Raw genomic sequence first — 22289 nt, forward strand, 5'->3', positions numbered from 1 at the left:
AATTATGAAGTCAATAAAAATAAAATCATTATATAGAAAAGGGTTGCTAATACTCGGATTATTAGTAGCTACCCTGGGTTGTTCAGATGCCCTTGAACTGGATCCAAAAACTACATGGGCAGCGGAGAATTTTTACAAAAATAAAACGGAGATCAATGCGGCCCTTGCCGGGATTCACTCTTCATTATCTTCCGGCAATACTTTTGGCGGTGTACTTCAGCAGATGTCTTCAGGAACGGATGAGGACTACAAGTTAAAAAGCTGGAATGAAAATATTCCAACAAGTATTATGGCACATAATCCGGCTTCTGGAGAGGTGCAACTTTTGTATCAAAATTTCTATCAGGGAATTAACAATTGTAACAACTTTATAAAATATATCAGTCCAGACAACTTCGAGGAAGAAGAAGAATTCAACAAATATCTGGGTGAGGCAAAATTTCTCAGAGCCTTTATGTACTATCATTTAACAATATGGTACAACGAGGTTCCTTTGAGACTTGAACCTTCAGTGGATCAAAATTCGAACCACGTAGCTCCCTCACCGGTAGAGGATATTTATTTACAGATCATTGAGGATATGACTTTTGCAGCGGAACATTTGCCTGGATCATTTGATAGTGATTACGTGGCAGGCCATGCCAATAGTATGGCAGCCCACGCCATGTTGGCTAAAACCTATTTAAAGGCGGCTGGATATCCTTTACGAGCCACAGAAATTAATGGAAGAAATCCTTACGAGGCAGCTAAAGAACATTGCGCCGTGGTCATGAATGAAGGAAATCATGGATTGAATGCCGATTATAAAGAACTATTTTTAAATTATATCCAAAACAGATTCGATTTAAGCGAGACATTGTTTGAAATCGTTTATAGAAATGGTACAGACCTGGGCTTGAATATTGGTGGAAGAATTGGCTATAGCAACGGACTGCATATCGGGATAAATGGTTCAAGAGTTGGCGAACCTTTTGCGAGTCCTGAAATTTCTCCTTCTCCGATACACGATGAAATCTATGAAGAGGGTGACAAGAGAAAAACATGGAATACACCAAGTTACAATGGAGCCAAAAACAAAAATTTTCCAAATGGAAAAGTAAATGAGTTACATGCCCTGCAATGGGGATATACCATCGGTAAATTTAGAAGATGGGATGCAATTTACCCTGATGACATTGAAAGAACAAATGCATCAGCTACTCCGATTATAACTTTGGAAACTCCTCAGCCAATTAATCAGAATATTACCGGTATTAACTTCCCAGTGTTACGATTTTCTGATGTCCTGCTCATGTTTGCAGAGGCTTCAAATGAATTAGACGGTCCAACAGGAGAAGCTATCGCAGCAGTGGATCTGGTAAGAAACAGAGCCGGATTAGAGAACCTGGGTTCTGTAAAACCTGATGCAATTGCGGGGAAGGGAGCCTTCTTTGAAGAAATTGTTGATGAGCGATTAAGAGAACTGTGTTTCGAAGGGCACAGAAAAATGGATTTAATACGTTGGGGATTATTGGAGGAAAAACTGACGGAATTATATGAATCTATAATTTATCATCCTAATTACACACCTGCGAGTGCTTTTAGGTATCGTTGTTACACAAACTTTGATCCATCAAAACATTTATCGTTGCCTTATCCGCAACAAGAAGTGTTGATCAACAATTTGCTGGAACAAAAACCAGAATGGTAATAACTTTCAATATATAAATTACCAGATTAACCTGTCTATCATATTGTTCTCATGATCCAATGATCATGAGAGCAATGCTGGTAGCTCTACAAATTAATATTCTGCAATAACAGTTCAGGTCCTCATGACCATTTTATATTCTGATATATAATGAAATATCTACTCTCATATAGTTACACAACTATGATTATTTTTTTGATGTTGTCAGGTCTTTCAGGATCGTGTACTAAAGCAGGATCTCAATCCAGGATAAGAGAATCATTCAACGATTCCTGGCGATTTGCCAAAGGTGAAACATCAAATGAGTATGCCTCTGATTTTGACGATTCTCAATGGAGACAATTAAACTTGCCTCATGACTGGGCAATAGAAGGGCCTTTTGACAAAAACTATGACACAAGAACCGGTGGATTGCCAATCTATGGAACTGCATGGTACAGAAAACACTTTAAAATAGAGGAATCGGCAAAAGGTAATACAGTGACTCTGGAATTTGACGGAGTGATGAATAATGCTGAAATCTATTTAAACGGTCATAAAGTTGGTGGCAGACCGTTTGGCTACATCAGCTTTGAAGTCGACTTGACACCACACATAAAATTTGGAGAAGAGAATGTAGTAGCCGTAAGGGTTGATCCTAAAGAATTATCCGCGAGATGGTATCCAGGAGCAGGAATATACAGAAATGTATATCTGAACATTAAAAATCCTGTCAATATTGCCTATAACGGCACCTACATTACTACTCCTGAAATTTCATCAGAAGAGGGAAAAGTTGTCATTGAAACAACAATTGAGAATAAAAAACAACTTAAGGGATCTTATGTCTTAAGAACGGATATTAAAAACGACCTGGGTAAAACTGTAGCAAGCATCGACCAGAAATTTGATCCAGAAAAAGAACAGGTCATACAAAATGAATTCATTGTAGAAAATCCAAAACTATGGAGCCTTGAAAGCCCTCATATCTATACAGCTAATTCAACTTTATTGAAAAATGGAACTCAAATAGACAACTATACATCCACCTTTGGTATAAGATCGATTGCATACAGCCAGGAAAATGGTTTTGAATTAAATGGGAAACAAATAAAATTTAAGGGAGTTTGCCTGCATCATGATCTGGGGCCTTTAGGCAGTGCAGTAAACTACAGGGCTACTGAGCGGCAGCTGGAAATCATGAAAGAAATTGGTGTAAACGCCATTCGAACAAGTCATAATCCTCCTTCCCGGGAGCAATTAGAGCTTTGCGATAAGATGGGAATACTGGTTCAGGTTGAGGCTTTTGATGAATGGAAAAATGGCAAAGTTGAAAATGGTTATCATAAATTCTGGGACGAATGGCATGAAAAAGACTTGAGGGATATGATCAGGAGAGATCGTAACCATCCTTCTGTGGTCATGTGGAGTATAGGAAATGAAATTAAAGAACAAAGGAATAAAAAAGGAGCTGAAATGGCTCAGCACCTGGTTGACATTTGTCACGATGAAGATCCCACAAGGCCTGTAACAGCTGGATTTAACAACTATCCCCAGGCCGTTAAAAATGGATTGGCAGGAGCTTTGGATTTAGTAGGATTCAACTACAAACCCACCCAATATGACAATGTTATAAAAAACAATCCTGAGTTCATTGTTTACGGAGCCGAAACCGCTTCCACAGTTAGCTCAAGGGGAGTTTACCACCTACCAGTTCAGAACTACGATAAACATGAATCTTTGCAGGTTTCAAGCTATGATATCATAAGTCCACCTTGGGCCTATCCTCCAGATTTTGAAACCTATGCTCAGGAAACCATGCCGCATTCACTCGGGGAATTTGTATGGACCGGATTTGACTATTTGGGAGAACCTACGCCTTACAACGGAAGAGATAATGAAACCCATGGCAAATGGGGTGGCGACTGGCCGGCAAGGAGTTCTTATTTTGGAATTGTGGACCTGGCAGGGTTTCCTAAAGACAGGTACTATTACTATCAAAGCAGATGGACAGAAAAACCTATGGTCCATATTTTACCACATTGGAATTGGGAAAACTCTGGACATAAAGAGATTCCCGTATACTGCTATACAAACGGTGATGAAGCTGAACTTTTTCTCAATGGGAAATCCTTGGGCAAAAAAGTAATGGGCATTGACAAAACAACTATTCCTGCCGAGTTTGCCTGGTGGAAAAAACCAGAAACAACCTGGGATTCACCTTACAGGTTAAACTGGAACGTAAAATACGAACCAGGAGAATTAAAAGTCGTGGCATATAAGCAAGGTGAAATTATAGCAGAAAAAACCATTGTTACCGCCAACCAGCCCTATCAAATTAAACTGATACCGGACAGAACTGAAATTGATGCCGATGGTAATGATCTCTCTTTTATAACAGTTAAAATAGAGGACAAAGACGGTAATTTCTGTCCTTTAGCAGACAACTTGATCAATTTCAAAATTGAGGGCCCGGGAAGTATTGCAGCAGTTGGCAATGGAAATGCGGCCTCAGTTGAACCATTTCAGGCAAACTACAGAAAAGCTTTTAATGGCCTGTGCATGCTAATTGTAAAAAGTAAAAAAGGAGAGAACGGAAGCATTGAGATTCAGGCTTCGTCAGAAAATATGAAGGGAATCAAAACAGTTATACAATCGAAATAAATCATGACTATCAATAAAAGATTATATATTTTTTCACTGATCGTATTTACCTTGTTTTCATGCAACAAGAAGAAGCATATTGTCAGCGCATCTTCAAATTCTGTTCACAGAAATCCTAATATAATCTATATTCTTGCGGATGATCTTGGTTATGGTGACCTGACCCTAAATGGTCAGAAAAAATTTGAGACACCAAATATTGACAAACTGGCTGCAGAAGGAATCGTGTTTACACAGCATTACTCCGGTGCCACTGTTTGTGCACCCTCCAGATCCGCATTGTTAACAGGCATGCACACTGGGCATACTGTTGTTAGAGGTAATAAAGAAATTCAACCGGAAGGTCAGTATCCAATCCCTTCGGACACCTATACTGTTGCTGAAATGCTCAAGGAAGTCGGGTACAAAACATCCGTATTTGGGAAATGGGGATTAGGTTTTCCTGGTTCGGAAGGAGATGCGAACATGCAGGGATTTGATGAATTCTTTGGATACAATTGCCAGCGACTGGCTCATAATTATTACCCTCATCATTTATGGCACAATCAGGAAAAAATCATCCTTGATGAAAACGTAAATGAGAAACAGGGAATCTACGCCCCCGATATGATCCATGAAAAATCACTGGAATTTCTTGAACAAAATAAAGATTCTACTTTCTTCATGCTTTATGCCACTCCTCTTCCACACGCGGAATTACTGATACCGGAAAAATACATGGAAAAATACCGAGGAGACCTTCTGCCAGAGTTAAACTTTAAAGGAGTTGATGAAGGGCCCACTTTCAAAAAAGGAGGATATGGTTCACAGAAAGAATCTCATGCTGCATTTGCGGCTATAATCAATCATCTGGATAATCAGGTGGGTGAAATTATGAAAAAACTGGAAGAACTCGGAATTGCGGAAAATACCATCGTGATTTTCACCTCAGACAACGGGCCGCACAGAGAAGGCGGAGCGGATCCGGATTATTTTGACAGCAATGGAATTTACAAAGGATACAAGCGAGATCTTTATGAAGGTGGTGTACACGTCCCTATGATCGCTAGATGGCCACAAAAAATCAAAGCCGGTTCTTCTACAAATCACATTTCAGCTTTTTGGGATGTCATGCCCACTTTTGCCGAAATTATTGGTAAAAATCTGGATGAAAATATTGATGGGATTTCCTTCCTCCCAACGTTGACCAATCAAGGGAAACAAGCTCAACATGAATACCTTTATTGGGAATTTCATGAAAAAGGGGGGAGAATTGCTATACGAAAGGGAAAATGGAAAGGAGTAAAATACAACGTCTTGAAAAAACCAAAACAAACCATTGAATTGTACGACTTGAAAGCTGACCCCGGGGAGACCGAGAATTTGGCTTCTTTACATCCTGAGATTGTAGCGGAATTAACAGCACTGATGCAAGAGGCGAGAACACCTTCAGACATATTTCAATTTGCAGCACCTACATATTTAGATTCCAAATAATGATGATGATCAATAAAATAACATTACTCGTGCTCACCGTCCTAGTGATGGGTTGTAGTAAAAGTACAGTATCTCATTCTGAATTGAGCAAACCAAATGTTGTACTCATCTTGGTGGACGATCTTGGATGGACGGATCTGGGTGTATATGGCAGTGACCTATACCAGAGTCCCAATATTGATAACCTGGCCAGCGAAGGTGTTCGTTTTACAAATTCCTACAGTTCCTGTACGGTATGTTCTCCTACCCGAGCTTCGATCGTAACAGGTAAATATCCTGCCAGAAACAATGTAACCGACTGGATCGAGGGCCACAAATATCCATGGGCAAAGTTTAATGTCCCGGATTGGAACATGTCGCTTTCGGAAGAAGAGTATACAATGGCCGAAGCTTTTAAAGATGCAGGATATAAAACGGCACATTTTGGTAAATGGCATCTTGGCGAAAAAGAAGTAAACTGGCCCGAAAATCACGGTTTTGATGTCAATATCGCCGGTTGGAAAAAAGGCTCTCCCAACCTAAATAAGAAAACAGGTACAAAGGGTTATTTTTCTCCATATGGAAACCCAAGGATTGAGGATGGCCCAGAAGGAGAATATCTGACGGAACGATTAAGCAATGAAGTAATCAATTTTATAGACCAAAATGCTGATAAGCCGTTTTTTATTAATTTTTGGTTGTACAATGTACATACTCCACTTCAGGCAAAACAAGATAAAATTGATAAATACAAAGATTTAGTCAAAGCTGAAACAAGACATCGCAATGTGAAATATGCTGCCATGGTGGAACATACCGATGATGCCGTGGGCAAAATCATCAATAAGTTAAAAGAAAAAGGATTATATGAAAACACCATCATCCTATTTTCCTCAGATAATGGCGGGCTTATAGGAAGATCAAAAAATCCGGTTACCAATAATTACCCACTGAGAACAGGAAAGGGAGATATTTATGAAGGTGGAGTAAGAATACCTACGATTATTTACACACCAAATAGTTCAGTGAAAGGAATAAAGATCGATGACCCAATCATCTCTATGGACTATTACCCTACGCTAATGGAGCTGGCAGGAATAACTTCTGATAAAACCAGGAAACAAACCATTGACGGCAAAAGCCTGGCTTCTTTAATTCATGAGAGTACCCCTTTGGACCGGGACGCCGTTTATTGGCACTACCCTCATTATCACCAGGAAGGCGGGGTGCCTTATTCATCAATTCGATACAAAGATTTTAAACTGATTCAGAACTTTGAGAATGACACCTTTGAGTTGTACAATCTTCAAAATGATATTGGAGAATCTGTTAATGTGATCAAAGAATTCCCTGAAGAATTTGAATTAATGAAAGATAAATTAGAGGCTTGGAGGCAAGATGTAAAAGCCCAATATGTCACTCCTAACCCTGATTACATCAAAAAACTGGAACGGAAAAAAGCGATAAAATAAAAACAACTGCCCTATGCAAAATATGATAAGAAATAAAAAGATCCTGACGCTTTTTGGTAGTTTGTTCATTCTAATAATTAGTCTTCAGTTTATAAATTCCGAAGATCGGAATGCAACCTCATTACGTCAAAAAGAATCCATTGATTTTGACTGGAAATTTCATTTGGGAGACATTGAAGGGGCCGAAACAGAATTTTTTGATGATTCAAACTGGAGAAGTCTCGATTTACCTCATGACTGGAGCATTGAAGGAAACTATGATCAAAATAATCCATCTGGTATTCATGGTGGTTTTCTGCCCACAGGAATTGGGTGGTACCGCAAAGATCTGGTGATTGAAAGCTTAAGCCCGGACGAAAGGTACTTCATAGAATTTGATGGCGTTTACATGAATTCGGATGTTTATATAAACGGTAAGTTACTTGGTAACCGGCCTTATGGATACATCAGCTTTTCATACAATCTGACACCCTATTTAAAACCAGGAAAGAACCAGATAGCAGTAAGGGTTAACAACTCAAAAAGTCCAAGTGCCAGATGGTATACAGGTTCAGGGATTTACCGTCATGTTTGGTTGACGAAAACATCTGATATTTACATACCGCAATGGGGAACTTATGTCACAACGAGCAATATAAGTAAGTCCAAAGCCAGGGTTACACTTAAGGGGAAGCTTGTTTTTGAAACCAGCAAAGAGTATCAGTTGGAAATTTTAAGTACGATTACTGATCCTGGGAATAATGTGGTTGCTACTTCAAAAAGTACAAATCCCGATCTAAAAGATGGTGTTTTCCTACAAGAATTTATAGTTAAAAATCCTGACTTATGGTCCCCGGAAAATCCTGCAATGTATAATCTCGTTACCAACGTATATGAAAAAAATGAATTAAAAGACAGCTATACCACCCCATTTGGAATCAGATCAATTGAACTCAAAGCAGGTAAAGGATTCTATTTAAATAATGAGCCTACAAAATTTAAGGGATTGAGTAATCATCATGATGCGGGTCCTGTTGGATCGGCAGTTCCCGATGATGTTCTTTATAAAAGGTTAAAATTATTAAAGGATATGGGATGTAATGCGGTTCGTACCACCCATAATCCCTTTTCTCCAGAATTTTACAAAATCTGTGATACGTTAGGAATCATGGTGATGAATGAAGCCTTTGATGGCTGGTGGAAAACCAAGGCAACTTTTGATTACGGCCTGTATTTTAATGAATGGTGGAAAACGGATCTAAAAGATTTTATTAAAAGAGACCGGAATCATCCTTCTGTGGTCATCTGGAGCATAGGTAATGAAATTCATGGATTTACATCTGATGAACAGGAAGAGATTCTTTCTTTTGCAAAGAAAATAGACAATACCAGGCCTTTTACACAGGGTAGGGGCTACTCGGCACCGCATATTGACATAGCAGGTTTCAATGGTCATGGAGAGTACAAAGGAAGTCTTGAATCCTATCATAAACTTCACCCTGACAAACTCATCATAGGTACTGAAATGACTCATACTTTGCAAACAAGAGGGGTTTACAGAACTAAAACTTGGTATCGAACCAAAGACAACCCGGCACCGTGGGAAAAGCCAGGGCAATTCAAAAAAATGGAACCTAAAGTGTATAAAATTCCTGATTTGAGTGAAGAAGAGGTATTTCCGGGAATCCCAAAAAAATATCAATCCTCTTATGATAATTCAATTGTTAGAATCGGTGTCAGACATGACTGGAACCGTGTTCAAAAATATGACTATTATATCGGTAATTTCAGATGGACTGGTTTCGATTATTTGGGAGAATCTTTTGGATGGCCTGCAAGAACCGCGAATTTTGGCATTATCGACCTCGCAGGATTCCCGAAAGATCACTATTACCTGTATCAAAGCCTTTGGAGCGACAAACCTATGGTCCATTTGTTGCCTCACTGGACACATCCTGGCAAAGAAGGAAAAATTATTCCGGTGGTTGCATATACCAACTGTGAAACTGCCGAACTTTTTTTAAACGATAAATCCCTGGGAGAACAAGAAATGGGTGAGGGCAGACAACTTGTCTGGAATGTTCCTTATCAAAAAGGGGAGCTCAAGGTGGTCGCGAAAAATGATGGTCAAATAGTCTGTGAGAAAAAATTTGTAACTGCAGAAGAAGAACATGCCCTAGCTGTTGATATAGACAGAAAAGAAGTTGATGCAAACGGAACTGATGTTATTTATTTGGAATATTCTGTTGTGGATAAAAACGGGACTTGTATTCCTCACGCCGATAACCTTATTCAATTTGAAGTATCCGGACAGGGTAAAATCATAGGAGTAGAAAATGGTGATATCCTGGACCTTTCACCACATAAGGTTAATCATCGTAAAGTGTTCAAAGGAAAATGCCTCCTTTTGATTCAATCCGGACATGAGGCTGGTGAAATCATTATCAAGGCAACTTCAAATGGATTAGAGCCTGTAAGTGCAAATATCAAGGTAAAATAAACACAATGAAAAGGTGTACTCTTTTTTTGATCTTTTTTGTGATTAGCAGCAGTCTTTGTTTCTCACAGGTAAATACTTCAAAAAAAACATCAAACATCTACTATGTGAGTAACTCAGGCAATGATGAAAATAATGGCAGTAAGCTGGCTCCATGGAAAACCATTGAGAAAGCAAACAAGGCTCTTGCAAATGACTCAAATGGTGGATTCCTTCTTCCCGGTGACAAAATTCTGTTTAAAGCAGGTGATCAATTCCATGGTAACCTTCTTATCAACAGATCAGGCAGTAAGGAACGACCCATAGAAATATCAAGCTATAGTCTTGGTGAAAAACCTGTTATTTCAGGGTCAGGAAATATTGAAGGTGGAGATTATTTTGAGGCCATTAAAATTACCAATGCCAGTCATATACTGGTTACCAATCTTTCCGTTAAAAACAACAGAAAAAACACCAGTCGCTATTCCTGGGGATCTGAAATCAGTTATGGGATTCATTTGGTAGCCAATAAATGGGGAGGTGTGATGAAAGACCTAACTTTCAGGAACTTAATTGTATCCGACGTTTATGGTGTTAATCTGCCGGAAGTTTTTAATGACTTAAAGGTCACGGGAATCCGCATCAGTTCAGAGGCTAACGAAGATCAGAAAGAGGTGGGCATCCATGATGTGCTAATTGAGGATTGTTATTTTACCCATATCAGTAAAGCGGGCGTTTGGGCGGTGCACAAAGGAAATACAGATCCTGATGATGACACTGTCAACAGGAATCAAAATATCGTGGTACGAAACAATACTTTCTATCAAACAGGAGGGTCAGGAGTTATTCTATCGAAAACCTATAACGGTCTGATTGAGAACAATGATTTTGACCATACAGGATACAGTAACATTGAAGAACCTCGACTAATTGGCAGAGGAAGTGGCGCCTGGGTATGGAGCTGTCGGAATATCATTGCCCAGTTCAACAGGTCATACAGCGTCAGAGGATATGCCGACTCTTACAGTATGCATATTGATTTTGGAAATAAAAATGTGATTTTTCAATACAACTACAGCGAGGATACTGAAGGGGGATTCTGTGAAATTCTTGGTGACAATATTAATTCAACTTATCGATTTAATGTAAGTGTGAACGACGGGTTCAGAAGAAATGGCAGTTCTATCTGGGTTTCTGACTTTGCCGGAAAGAATGCAAGAATTAAATCAGATTACAATTACATCTACAATAACACGATCTTCCTGGATAAAAATATCACTCCTGATATTAAGATAAAGGCCCGAAATACATTTATTTACAACAATATTTTTACGGCCCTTAATGGTGAAATTGCAGCCAATACAGATATTACCATTGAAAATGGAAGTAAACTTTCACTTTCAAACAATTTATACCACGGAAATATAAATGATCAGTTCATCTTATTAGATGAAAATACCCTTTTAGCGGATCCTTATTTTAAAGGAGATTCAGAAATAAATAAAAATGCTTTTAAAATACTTCCGGAAAGCCCGGTGATCAATAAGGGTATGATGTTTTCCGAGCCTTTGTTTCCGATGGCAGGCTCTGGAATATTCGAACATATTTCTGAATTTGCCTCAACGGACACCTTCAACAATGAGGTTGACCTTAAGGCGTATGCACCAAATATAGGTGCCAGCAATGAGCACAATTCAAATCTTGTTCTGGGACTGCATCCTGTTAGTGATACAAAGAACATATTTAAAATATATCCAAATCCGGTTACACGGCAGATAAATTTCCAGATGAACACCGAGGTTAAACCTGAAATCATCGAAATTTTTGACATACAGGGAAAATTGATTCATGATATTTCTCCCAACAAATATTATACGAGTATTAGTTTACCAGATTCTATTAAGAATGGCATATATTTTCTTAAAATGGCATCTGGCAAAGCTATCCAAACAAGTCAATTTGTCTTATACCGATAAATTGAGTAATTAATTTACAATCAATGTTAAGCATAAAAAACACCATTAAACTATGAAAAAAATAGCTCTAATTATCGCACTGTTGGCATTCTCTGTTTCAAGTTTCGCACAATCAAAAAACAACTGGCAGGAAGGAAGGTTTGAGAGGTCAAAAGTATACGCTGAATTGGCAGCCGAGGAATTTGGTTTAACTAAAGAACAGCAACAAGAAGTTTATGAGAAAAAAGTTGTGCAATATGAAGAATCGTATGAAGCCAAGAAAAAATACAAAAAAGGTGAAATAACCAAAGAGGAATTGAAAATTCCTAATAAAAAATTTGGAAAATACTTTAGTAAATTAACTGGTAAAAATTATCAGGAACTAAAACCATTTTACGAAAAAGTTCAAAAAGAAATGGCGAAAATCAAATAGTATAATAGAAGCGCTACTACTCTAAATCGATTCGAAAAAGTTGTCGACAATGAAAAAAATAATTCTTAATGCCCTGTTTTTTTTAACAACTGCATCCTTATCCGCCCAGATTAGCCCGGACGAGAAAGTAGTCTATAAAAAAATCGACAGCGTTGAATTATCACTTCATTTCTTTTTCCCGAAGGATCATTCAGATCAGGATCAAGTTCCTGCCATAGTATTCTTTCATGGCGGAGGATGGAAAGGAGGCGCACCAAACCATTTCTACAACCAATCCGAGTATTTTGCCTCAAGGGGAATGGTTGCTGTAAGTGTTCAATACAGGACTGAAAAAGCAAACAAAACAACTCCGGCAGAATGCGTCAAAGACGGAAAGTCTGCGATGCGATGGATTCGAAGTAATGCCTCAATATATGGAATAAACCCTAACAAGATAGCTGCTGGAGGTGGTTCAGCAGGGGGAAATGTAGCCGCAGCCACAGCTGTCTTAAAGGGATTTAATGAATCAGGTGAAGACCTTTCTGTAAGTTGCAAACCTGACGCCTTGGTCTTATTCAATCCAGTGGCTAACAATGGGCCAGACGGCTATGGATATGATCGTATAAAAGAATATTGGAAAGAATTTTCACCCTATCACAATTTAGAGAAAGGCACCTCCCCTACTTTGATCATGTTAGGTACCAAAGACAAATTATTCACAGTGGATCAGGCTAAACATTACAAGGAAAAAATGGAGAGCTTTGGGGATCGTTGTGATCTCATTTTGTATCAGGATCAGGATCATGCCTTTTTTAACGTGGATAGAAACCAGGAGATGCATTTTCAAACCATGAAAGATGCAGATATTTTTCTGACTTCTCTGGGATTTCTAACAGGGGTTCCAAACGTAAATCAGTTTCGGGAAAATTACCTGACATTCATGAACCAATCGAATTAGTAAATAAAAACAATAAGAAGAAGTATGAGGGTAAAAAAAACCATAACATTATTCGCTCTTTGTTTGATGAGCCTTTTGAAATTTGCTTATGCTCAGCAACAAAATAAACCTAACCTTATCATCATACATACTGACGAGCATAACCTAAGAACCATAGGTGCTTACCGAGAAACAATGTCTGAAGAACAGGCTTATATGTGGGGAAAGGAAGCGGTTGTTAACACCCCGAATATAGATAAGCTGGCAGAACAAGGTGTTCTATGTACAAACTGGTACGCCCCTTCACCCGTCTGCACACCTTCAAGGGCTTCTATGGTCAGTGGACTCTATCCTGTGGCGACAGGTTCTCCTGTCAATGACATGCCTTTGAATGATGATGTAGTCACTTTTGCACAAATATTAAAGGATAACGGTTACGCCACGTCATATGTCGGAAAGTGGCACCTGGACGGCGATGACAAGCCAGGGATTCATCCTGACAGAAGTTTTGGTTTCTCAGATAACAGATACATGTTTAACCGGGGGCACTGGAAAGTTTTGAAAGAGGATGAAGAAGGTCTAAAGCTTGGACAAGATTTTGATGGTAAAAAAATAACCTGGAGACAGGAAGATGCCAATGAGAAATCCTTTACTACAGATTTCCTGACAGATAGAACTCTGGAAATCATAAAAAGAGATCGTGAGCAACCTTTTTGCGTGATGCTTTCATTACCCGATCCTCATGGCCCTAATCAGGTAAGGGCACCTTATGACACCATGTATACTGATATTAAATTCGAAGATCCGAGAACGATGCATCCTACCCCGGAACAGACACCGGGTTGGTTAAACATTACAGGAAAGAAGAATTCAGGAAGGAAAGTAAACCAAAGAGCCATGGCCCACTATTTTGGAATGGTTAAGTGTATCGATGATAATGTGGGAAGAATATTAACCTTTCTAAAAGAAAATAATCTTGATGAGAATACAATAGTAATCTTCACCTCCGATCATGGAGACCTACTGTATGAACATCAAAAATTAAACAAAGGGAATCCCTATGAGATGTCCGCCAGGGTCCCTTTTCTCATTAGATATCCAAAAAAAATAAAAGCTAAAAAACAAATTCAAAAAGCTTTTACAATGGTGGATTTTGCCCCAACCGTTTTAGGTTTGATGGATGTTGAACATTCTGCATATCAATTTCATGGCATAGATGCTTCCAAGGACTTTACGAGTAAAAAAATGACAATCATTGATGACCGAACCGTGTATATAACAAACGCCAATAAAAGGTGGGTAGCTGCAGTGAACAATCGCTACAAACTTGTCTTGTCTCCTAAAGGTAAACCCTGGTTATTCGATCTGGAAAAAGATCCTGATGAACTCATCAACTTTTACACGAATCCCAAATATCAAAAGATAGCTCAAGAACTGGAAGAGGAGCTTTTTGCCCAGATGGAAGAATTTAAAGAGCCTTTAAAGAAGAAGGATTTAATCAGATAAAAGAATATGATTTCGATGCGGGCCCAACATCTTTTAATATTACTGTTTATTTTAATGGCAGGTTCCCTTTATGCACAGGATAGACCCAATGTATTGTTTGTAGCATTTGATGACCTCAGGCCTTTAATAGGAGCCTATGGAGAGCCGGAACCGCTCACACCAAACATAGATGCTCTGGCCGATCAGGCCACAATATTTGAAAAAGCCTATGTGAGTTATCCTCTTTGTTCTCCCTCGAGGGCTGCGATGCTAACGGGTATACGATTTGATAATCAGAACTGGGTAAATGGAAAAAAAGTCTGGACCTTTCCTAAAATGATTCAAACACAGGACACCTGGCCCAGGGTATTAAGAGAGAACGGATACTGGACAGCTACCAGAGGCAAGATTTATCACGGAAATGTTCCAAAATTTGATAGCAGTGCATGGGATGTGCCAGGAAAAGCTAAGGTTAAACACCGAGATGGTGGTCCCGAAATTGAAAAAAGAATAGTTGACATCGGGGGCAGACAAGATCAGATTGATGAATACTTTGAAAAAGATGCCGGACCTGCCGCATTAATGTATGCTGCAGTTGACGGACCCGATGATATTTTAAATGACGGGAAAACCGCGAAGGACGTTATTGATTTTATAAAAAACCAACGTGATAAATCAAAACCATTTATGATTTCCTGCGGGTTCGCAAGACCCCACATGCCATGGGTGGCCCCTAAAAAGTATTTTGACATGTATCCTGAAGATGCAGGCAAAATGGCCTACTTACCGTCGGGAACGGTTAAAGATATCACTAAAGATCCCTTCAAAGGAAGAGGTACGGCCTTCGGATGGAATGAAGGTGTCTCTGATAAAACCGCTCAAAAACTTATAAGGGGTTATATGGCAAGCACCACATATGCAGATGCCCAGATGGGAAAAGTAATTCAGGCCTTGAAAGATGAAGGCCTGTATGACAACACCATCATAATCGTCTGGGGAGACCATGGATACCATCTTACGGACCATGGTAAGTGGCGCAAAAACACGGGATACAACATCTCACTAAGGGGTCCTTTGATCATTAAAACACCTCATAACAATAAGGCACAAATAGTGAATAATGTAGTGCAGAATATAGATATTTACCCAACGATATTAGATCTTTTAAACATTGAGGCACCAGAAGACGTCATATTACATGGAAAAAGCCTGGTACCTCTTTTGAATAACAAAAAAGTTGATTGGGAGGATATTGCATTTACCTGCGCTGTTGGAAACTATGGCCTGGTAACAGACCGTTATCGATTTACCAAATTGGAAAAAGGGGGTTATTTATTATACGATCTTAAAAATGACCCTCATGAGTGGAACAATTTAGCCTCAAACAAAAAATATAAAAAACTAATTCAGGAATTTGAAACCAGAATAGAAAAAGTGGTTTGGAACAAACCGAAATAATTTATGAAAATGAAAATACGAGATTACACATTTATACTTTTAATCTGCCTTGGCCTTGGTACAAGTTTTACTTCAGCTCAGGAAAAACAACCCAATATCTTATTCATAGCTATTGACGATATGAATGACTGGACGGGCTTTTTGGGAGGGCATCCGGAAACCATTACACCAAATATGGATAAGTTGGCAAAAAAAGGAGTAAACTTTACCAATGCACATACCTCGGCTCCGGGTTGCTCCCCCAGCCGAAATGCATTGTTATACGGTATTCAACCTTTCAAGTCAGGACTATATCCCTTCTACGAGCATGACATTCATAGGGAATTGATGGAGAAATACACCTCCTTGCCAAGATTACTTAAAGAAAACGGTTATCTCACCTTTGGCGCGGGTAAAATACATCATGGCAATCTCAGTGATACGAGGGAATGGACAGAATTTCACAAAACAAAGGCCAACCCCAAAAGGTTTAAAGAGGGTGAAGGTTATGTTAAAGGTAACAATAAAAAATATTCATTCAGGCCCACTATTAACCCTGATGAAGAGCATATTGACCATCAGGTGGCATCGTATGGAATTGAAAAACTAAATGAAAAGCATGATAAGCCCTTCTTTTTAGCTGTCGGAATTGTAAAGCCTCATTTGCCATTCGATGCACCTGTCCGATTCTTTGACGCGCTTCCGGATCAGGTCACTCCGCCGGAGGTACTTGAAAATGATTCTGATGACATTCCTGCAGTGGGCCGATCATTGCAAAAAAGAGGCGAATATAATCATTACCTCAGCAAAGGGGTTTGGAATGAGGTAAGAAAGTCTTATTTAGCCTGTATTTCATGGGCAGATTACAATATTGGCAGAGTATTGGATGCTCTTGAAAAAAGTGACTATGCCGACAATACGGTAGTCGTCCTTTGGTCTGACCATGGTTATCATCTGGGAGAAAAAAAGACCTTCAAGAAATTTACACTTTGGGAAGAAGCAACTCGGGTTCCGTTTATCATTTATGACACAAGAACCAAAGGGAAAGAAAACGCTGACAACTATACAGATGCAGTTTCTCTGATCAATGTATATAAAACAATTGCCGACTACACAGGTGTGCAAATCCCGGATTATGTAGATGGCGAAAGTTTGGTGCCTATCGTAAAAGGCCATTCGGAAAAATTGAAAAACCCAACCATTATCGCATGGGGAAGAGGTAACTATTCCGTCAGATCAAAAACACACCGATATACTCGTTATTTTGATGGTGGAGAAGAATTGTACGATCATCAAAACGATCCGAATGAATGGAAGAATCTTGCAAAAGATGAGAAGTTTGAAGTCGTTAAACAAGAACTCTCAGCTTATTTACCTTCAGTTGAAGAACCAATGGTTAGCGACTTTGTTTCTCCATGGAGTATTGAAGGAGCGGATAAGGCCGCTTATAAAAAGAAGAAAGGGACTTCTCACAAGAAAACGAAATAAATGAAAAACTACAGATTAATTCTATTTCTTTCTTTTTTTACCTGTTTTTCCATGATGGCAGAAACCTATTATGTAAATTCCAGTTTTGGAAATAATCGTAATAGTGGCATAAGTGAAGCCAAGCCTTGGAAAGATCTTACAAGGGTTAACAAACAAAAGTTTGAACCAGGAGATATAATTTTGTTTGCATCCGGGACAAGTTATTTTGGAACATTGGAACCAAAAGGATCAGGTTCAGCAGAGAGCCCTATCCTTATCGATAAATACGGAAGTGGCCCAAAGCCTGCTATCCATGGCACCGGCTGGAAGGACCATACCCTTCTACTTTATAACGTTGAATATTGGGAAATCCGAAACTTAGAGATCACAAATCAAGGCCCCGAGAGAAAAGCACGGAGAAGAGGTGTGATCATTAGAGCGGTGGATTTTGGTGATTGTCATCATATTGTTTTAGAAGGACTCGAAATCCATCATGTCAATGGTTTATTGGAAAAGAAAAAAGGCGGCGGTTCAGGAATTTTATGGGAAAATAAAGGAAAAAGAGTAAAAACCAGGTTTATAGATCTACAGATCCTGAACAATTATATTCATCATTGTGACAGAAACGCTATAAATTCAAAAGGAAACATACAGCGAACGGCCTGGCACCCTAGTTTGGGAGTTGTGATTAGAGGAAACCTGATAGAAAACGTTCCAGGAGACGGTATCGTTCCCCTTGGATGTGACGGGGCTTTGATCGAATACAATGTCATTCGCAAGGGCCTGGATGTTATGTCCGTTGGGGACGCGGCCGCAGGAATCTGGCCCTGGAGTTCAGACAACACATTGATTCAGTTTAATGAAGTAAGTGACCATAGAGCTAAATGGGACGGACAGGCATATGACGCCGATTTCAATTGTATAGGTACAACCTTTCAATACAACTACAGTTATGACAACTGGGGAGGATTTATGCTGATCTGTAATAATGGCAACAAATTAGGTGAGCCGAATAATATAGGAACCAAGGACACTAAAATTCATTATAATTTAAGTATAAATGATGGTTTACGTCCTTACAAGGCGCACAATAAGAGGTTCTTCTCTCCCATATTCCATATTACAGGACCCGTTGAGAATACTGACATTCATCACAACATTATCATTATGCCAAAAAAACCTGTTGATGACATCGAAAATACCTTGATTGAGTTTGGTGATTGGGGAGGTACCTTTCCCATTGATACCCAATTTTCAAACAATATTATCCGTAGTCAGGAACCTTCTGGAATTTTAAAAAGAGACCAGGCTTCAGGGTTAATTGAGCAGGGCAATGATGTACAATCGGATTTTGATTATGAGGAGAAAAATCCATTAAAAGTATTGGGTCAGCTAAAGGAACACCCTATGTTCAAGAACAATTCAGATTTTGAGTTATTACATAAGTTTATTAAACACAGAATGACACATCCGGATCCTAGATTTGCAGGACGATGACCTAAAATTTAAAACTCATTTTCCAACATACCGGTAATGAATAAGTATACTATAATGAATACACTTAAAACCGTTTATACCTTTGCCTTTTTTGTATTGTTATCGATATCATCCTTTGCCAAGGAGTATTATGTGAATGCAGAAACCGGTAGTGATAAAAACAATGGTACCAGTCCTGCCACAGCCTGGAAATCGCTTAAAAAAGTTAGTGATAAAAACTTCAAACCGGGAGATCAAATCCTGCTGGCAACCGGCCAGATTTTCTTTGGATCCATTCAATGGAACAATCAATATGGAAAAAAATCAAAGCCAATTATTATTTCGAGCTATACGGTGGGCAACAGCAATGTTAAACCCATTATCGACGCTCAAAATCATTTGAATGGAATTAAACTTGAAAACTGCAGTTTTATCACAATAAACGGCTTGTCAATAAGAGCTGATGGGGGGAACAATAACCCAAAAAGAGGAATGCGCTGCGGTATTTTGTATACCACGAATACTGGGGGTAGTTACAACGATATTAGCATTAAAAATTGTACGGTGAAGGATGTATTTTTTGAAAACGAAAATTTTGAGCGTGGTAAGGATGAAGTGAAAACGGCAAATGGAACCCAAAGCTACGGGTGGGGAATTCGTTTTTTGCTTTCAAAGAACAGCAAATTAAAAAATGTACTTATTGAATCGAATGAGATTGAAAATGTGAGCCATACAGGAATAAAAATGAAGGGAAACATTGACCAACTTAGAATCTTTGGAAACAAAATCTTCAAAACAGGTGGTCCCGGCATGCAGTTTAGCGGTATCACCAATGGCCATATCAAGGGTAATGACATTAACTACTCAGGATCTAAAGATGATACCAGAAAATGGGGACGAGGGAGCGGTATGTGGACCTGGGGTTGTGATAGTATACTGATTGAACATAACTCATTTAGAAATGCAAATGGACCTGCAGATTCGGCAGGCTGTCATATTGATTTCAATTGCAAAAATATTGTAGTACAATACAACCTTAGTGAAAATAATGCCGGTGGATTTGCAGAGATTTTAGGAAATAACTGGAATTGCGCCTACAGATACAATGTGAGTATCAATGATGGCCATCGTATTAAAAAGAAAGGAGTTGCATTTCAGGAAGGAAAAATATTCTGGTTAAGCGGTTTTGTTGGTAAAGACAGACAAAGGCATGGACCATACAACTCCTATTTTTACAATAATACCATTTATGTAAAGAGTGATATTATCGCAAAAATGGCTGTTTCAAAAGTGGCAGAAGGTGTTTTGATCACCAACAATATCTTTTATATTGAAGGAGATAGTAAGGCCGTATTGGGCGATCAGTACAAGCCTCAGGAAGCTGGAGAGGCAGATATACCCAACGTGATTTTTCAAAACAATCTTTTCCTTAAAGCAAGTAACTGGCCTAAAAGTGTACTTATTCAGGATGAGGCCCCAGTTTTTGGAAACCCAGGATTTTTTAACCCTGGTGGAAGTAAAATAACTGATTATACGCCAATCAATGTTAATCTGATCAAAAACAAAGGAATTGATATACCTATGGTTCCAGGAGATAAAAAAGGATTGATTTATGGATTAAAGGTTGAAAAAGATATTTTAGGGAATGAAATTAATGGGAAACCGGATATGGGCGCGATTGAAGTGAATTAATAATTTTCATTTCAGTCAATTGCTTATAGCAAGTGCCGAATATCCAAAACTGGGCATAAATGTCTATTTTATGTTAGTCTTTGTACGATTTGTGTTCTTTTAATGAATAGGGCTTTATTAGTTTTATAACGTTAATTAAACGTTACTACATGAAGTTTTTTAAGCTAAAAAAGATACTGTCAATAATGCTATTCTTTGCCTGTTTTATCATGACAGGACAAAATGAAAAACCTAATATTATCATCGTATATGTTGATGACCTGGGTTATGGGGATTTAGGCTGTTATGGTGCTACTGAAGTATCAACCCCAAATGTAGACAAACTCGCTACACACGGAGTCAGATTTACCGATGCCCATAGTTCGGCGGCTACTTGTACCCCATCTCGATATTCTTTATTAACAGGTAGGTATGCCTTTCGTAAAAATGCCTCTGTACTTCCTGGTGACGCACCGCTATTGATAGATACCAAGACTCCTACGCTCCCCGGTATGTTACAAGAAAACGGATATAAAACTGCGGTGGTTGGAAAATGGCATCTTGGGCTAGGGAACGGTAACGTGGACTGGAATGGCAAGGTCAGTCCCGGGCCCCTGGAAATCGGATTTGATTACAGTTACTTGATTCCGTCAACAGGTGATAGGGTTCCGTCGGTATTGCTTGAAAATCACTACGTTCTTAATCTCGATCCGGAAGACCCAATTAAAATCAATTACAAGAAAAAAATTGGAGATGATCCGACAGGAATAGAAAATCCTGAGCTTTTAAGATATCCCTCAGATGAGTTTCATGGAAAAACCATAGTCAATGGTGTTAGCCGCATTGGCTATATGTCAGGGGGAAATTCTGCAAGATTTAAAGACGAAACAGTACCCTATCAAATGTTGAATCAGGCCAGAAAATTTATTGACAACAACATGGAACAACCCTTCTTCCTTTATTTTTCCTTTCATGATATTCATGTTCCAAGACTACCTGATAACAGATTTATTGGCAGCACTAAGATGGGAGTTCGCGGAGATGCCATAGTTCAAATGGATTATATAACCGGTGAGCTGGTTAATCACCTTGAGAAAAGAGGAATAAGTAAAAATACCATCATTGTTTTTACAAGCGACAATGGCCCTGTTTTGAATGATGGTTACACCGACCAGTCGGTGGAATTACTGGGTACTCACCAACCAGGCGGGCCTTATCGAGGAAATAAATACAGTGCCTATGAAGCGGGAACCAGGGTCCCTACGATTGTGTACTGGCCGGGAAAAATAGCTTCAACTGAAAGTGATGCGCTATTAACTCAAACCGATTTGTATGCTTCGTTTGCTCAATTGATTGGACATGAACTCAATGAAAAAGAAGCTCCAGACAGTTATGGCATGTGGGATTCCTTTTCAGGAAAATCAAAAAAAGGAAGAGAATTTCTGCTAGAGGAATCTGTAACGCTATCGATCAGACATGGAAACTTCAAATATATACATCCGACAAAGAAAAAGGCTTCCTGGATCAAGGATCAAAAAAATATAGAATCTGGAATTTCTCTGAAACCGCAACTTTATGACCTTTCAAAGGATCCTGAAGAACGTAATAACATCGTCGAAAAGAACGAAAAACTTGTCAAGAAAATGCAAGCTGAGATTGAAAGGATCAAAAACAATCCAATGAGCAGAAAAGTTAATTAGACATGTTTAAAAAACTAATAATTTTTTGTGCCAT

The 22289-nt window shown here is 38.9% G+C and carries 14 protein-coding genes; all 14 read left to right on the top strand.

The annotated features are described in order from the left end of the window. Positions 1 to 4: 4 nt before the first annotated feature. Positions 5 to 1690 carry a RagB/SusD family nutrient uptake outer membrane protein gene (locus LCM02_RS08405; protein WP_224927977.1) on the top strand — a complete coding sequence of 562 codons (1686 nt, stop codon included), beginning with the start codon at positions 5 to 7 and terminating at the stop codon, positions 1688 to 1690. A gap of 183 nt (positions 1691 to 1873) precedes the next feature. Next, complete coding sequence (gene galB, locus LCM02_RS08410; RefSeq protein ID WP_224927979.1) at positions 1874 to 4333, top strand: beta-galactosidase GalB; 2460 nt, start codon at positions 1874 to 1876, stop codon at positions 4331 to 4333. A gap of 3 nt (positions 4334 to 4336) precedes the next feature. Beyond that, entirely contained in the window at positions 4337 to 5809 is a 1473-nt protein-coding gene (locus tag LCM02_RS08415; RefSeq protein ID WP_224927981.1) for an arylsulfatase, read from the top strand. Positions 5810 to 5814: 5 nt separating this feature from the next. Further along, the gene (locus tag LCM02_RS08420) at positions 5815 to 7260 is read left to right on the top strand and encodes a sulfatase (RefSeq protein ID WP_224927983.1); all 1446 of its coding nucleotides are present in this window, start codon (positions 5815 to 5817) and stop codon (positions 7258 to 7260) included. A 13-nt stretch (positions 7261 to 7273) separates the two neighbouring features. Then, positions 7274 to 9739 carry a sugar-binding domain-containing protein gene (locus LCM02_RS08425; protein WP_224927985.1) on the top strand — a complete coding sequence of 822 codons (2466 nt, stop codon included), beginning with the start codon at positions 7274 to 7276 and terminating at the stop codon, positions 9737 to 9739. A 5-nt stretch (positions 9740 to 9744) separates the two neighbouring features. After that, the gene (locus LCM02_RS08430; protein WP_224927987.1) at positions 9745 to 11691 is read left to right on the top strand and encodes a T9SS type A sorting domain-containing protein; all 1947 of its coding nucleotides are present in this window, start codon (positions 9745 to 9747) and stop codon (positions 11689 to 11691) included. Between the two features lie 52 nt (positions 11692 to 11743). Further along, complete coding sequence (locus LCM02_RS08435; protein ID WP_224927989.1) at positions 11744 to 12103, top strand: hypothetical protein; 360 nt, start codon at positions 11744 to 11746, stop codon at positions 12101 to 12103. 49 nt (positions 12104 to 12152) lie between these two features. Then, positions 12153 to 13040, top strand: coding sequence for an alpha/beta hydrolase (locus LCM02_RS08440; RefSeq protein WP_224927991.1), 888 nt, complete (start codon positions 12153 to 12155; stop codon positions 13038 to 13040). Positions 13041 to 13064: 24 nt separating this feature from the next. Then, entirely contained in the window at positions 13065 to 14525 is a 1461-nt protein-coding gene (locus tag LCM02_RS08445; protein ID WP_224927993.1) for a sulfatase family protein, read from the top strand. A 54-nt stretch (positions 14526 to 14579) separates the two neighbouring features. Further along, positions 14580 to 15962: a sulfatase gene (locus LCM02_RS08450; RefSeq protein WP_224927995.1), complete on the top strand. Its 1383-nt coding sequence runs from the start codon at positions 14580 to 14582 to the stop codon at positions 15960 to 15962. Positions 15963 to 15971: 9 nt separating this feature from the next. Then, on the top strand, positions 15972 to 17429 hold the full coding sequence (locus LCM02_RS08455; RefSeq protein WP_224927998.1) for a sulfatase: 1458 nt from the start codon (positions 15972 to 15974) through the stop codon (positions 17427 to 17429). Further along, on the top strand, positions 17430 to 18905 hold the full coding sequence (locus LCM02_RS08460; RefSeq protein WP_224928002.1) for a right-handed parallel beta-helix repeat-containing protein: 1476 nt from the start codon (positions 17430 to 17432) through the stop codon (positions 18903 to 18905). It begins immediately after the preceding gene. A gap of 54 nt (positions 18906 to 18959) precedes the next feature. After that, on the top strand, positions 18960 to 20576 hold the full coding sequence (locus LCM02_RS08465) for a right-handed parallel beta-helix repeat-containing protein (RefSeq protein ID WP_224928006.1): 1617 nt from the start codon (positions 18960 to 18962) through the stop codon (positions 20574 to 20576). Between the two features lie 149 nt (positions 20577 to 20725). Beyond that, positions 20726 to 22255, top strand: a complete 1530-nt coding sequence (locus LCM02_RS08470) for a sulfatase family protein (protein WP_224928009.1) — start codon at positions 20726 to 20728, stop codon at positions 22253 to 22255. Positions 22256 to 22289: the final 34 nt, after the last annotated feature.

This window comes from Lutimonas saemankumensis (assembly GCF_020171465.1).
Lineage (GTDB): Bacteria > Bacteroidota > Bacteroidia > Flavobacteriales > Flavobacteriaceae > Lutimonas > Lutimonas saemankumensis.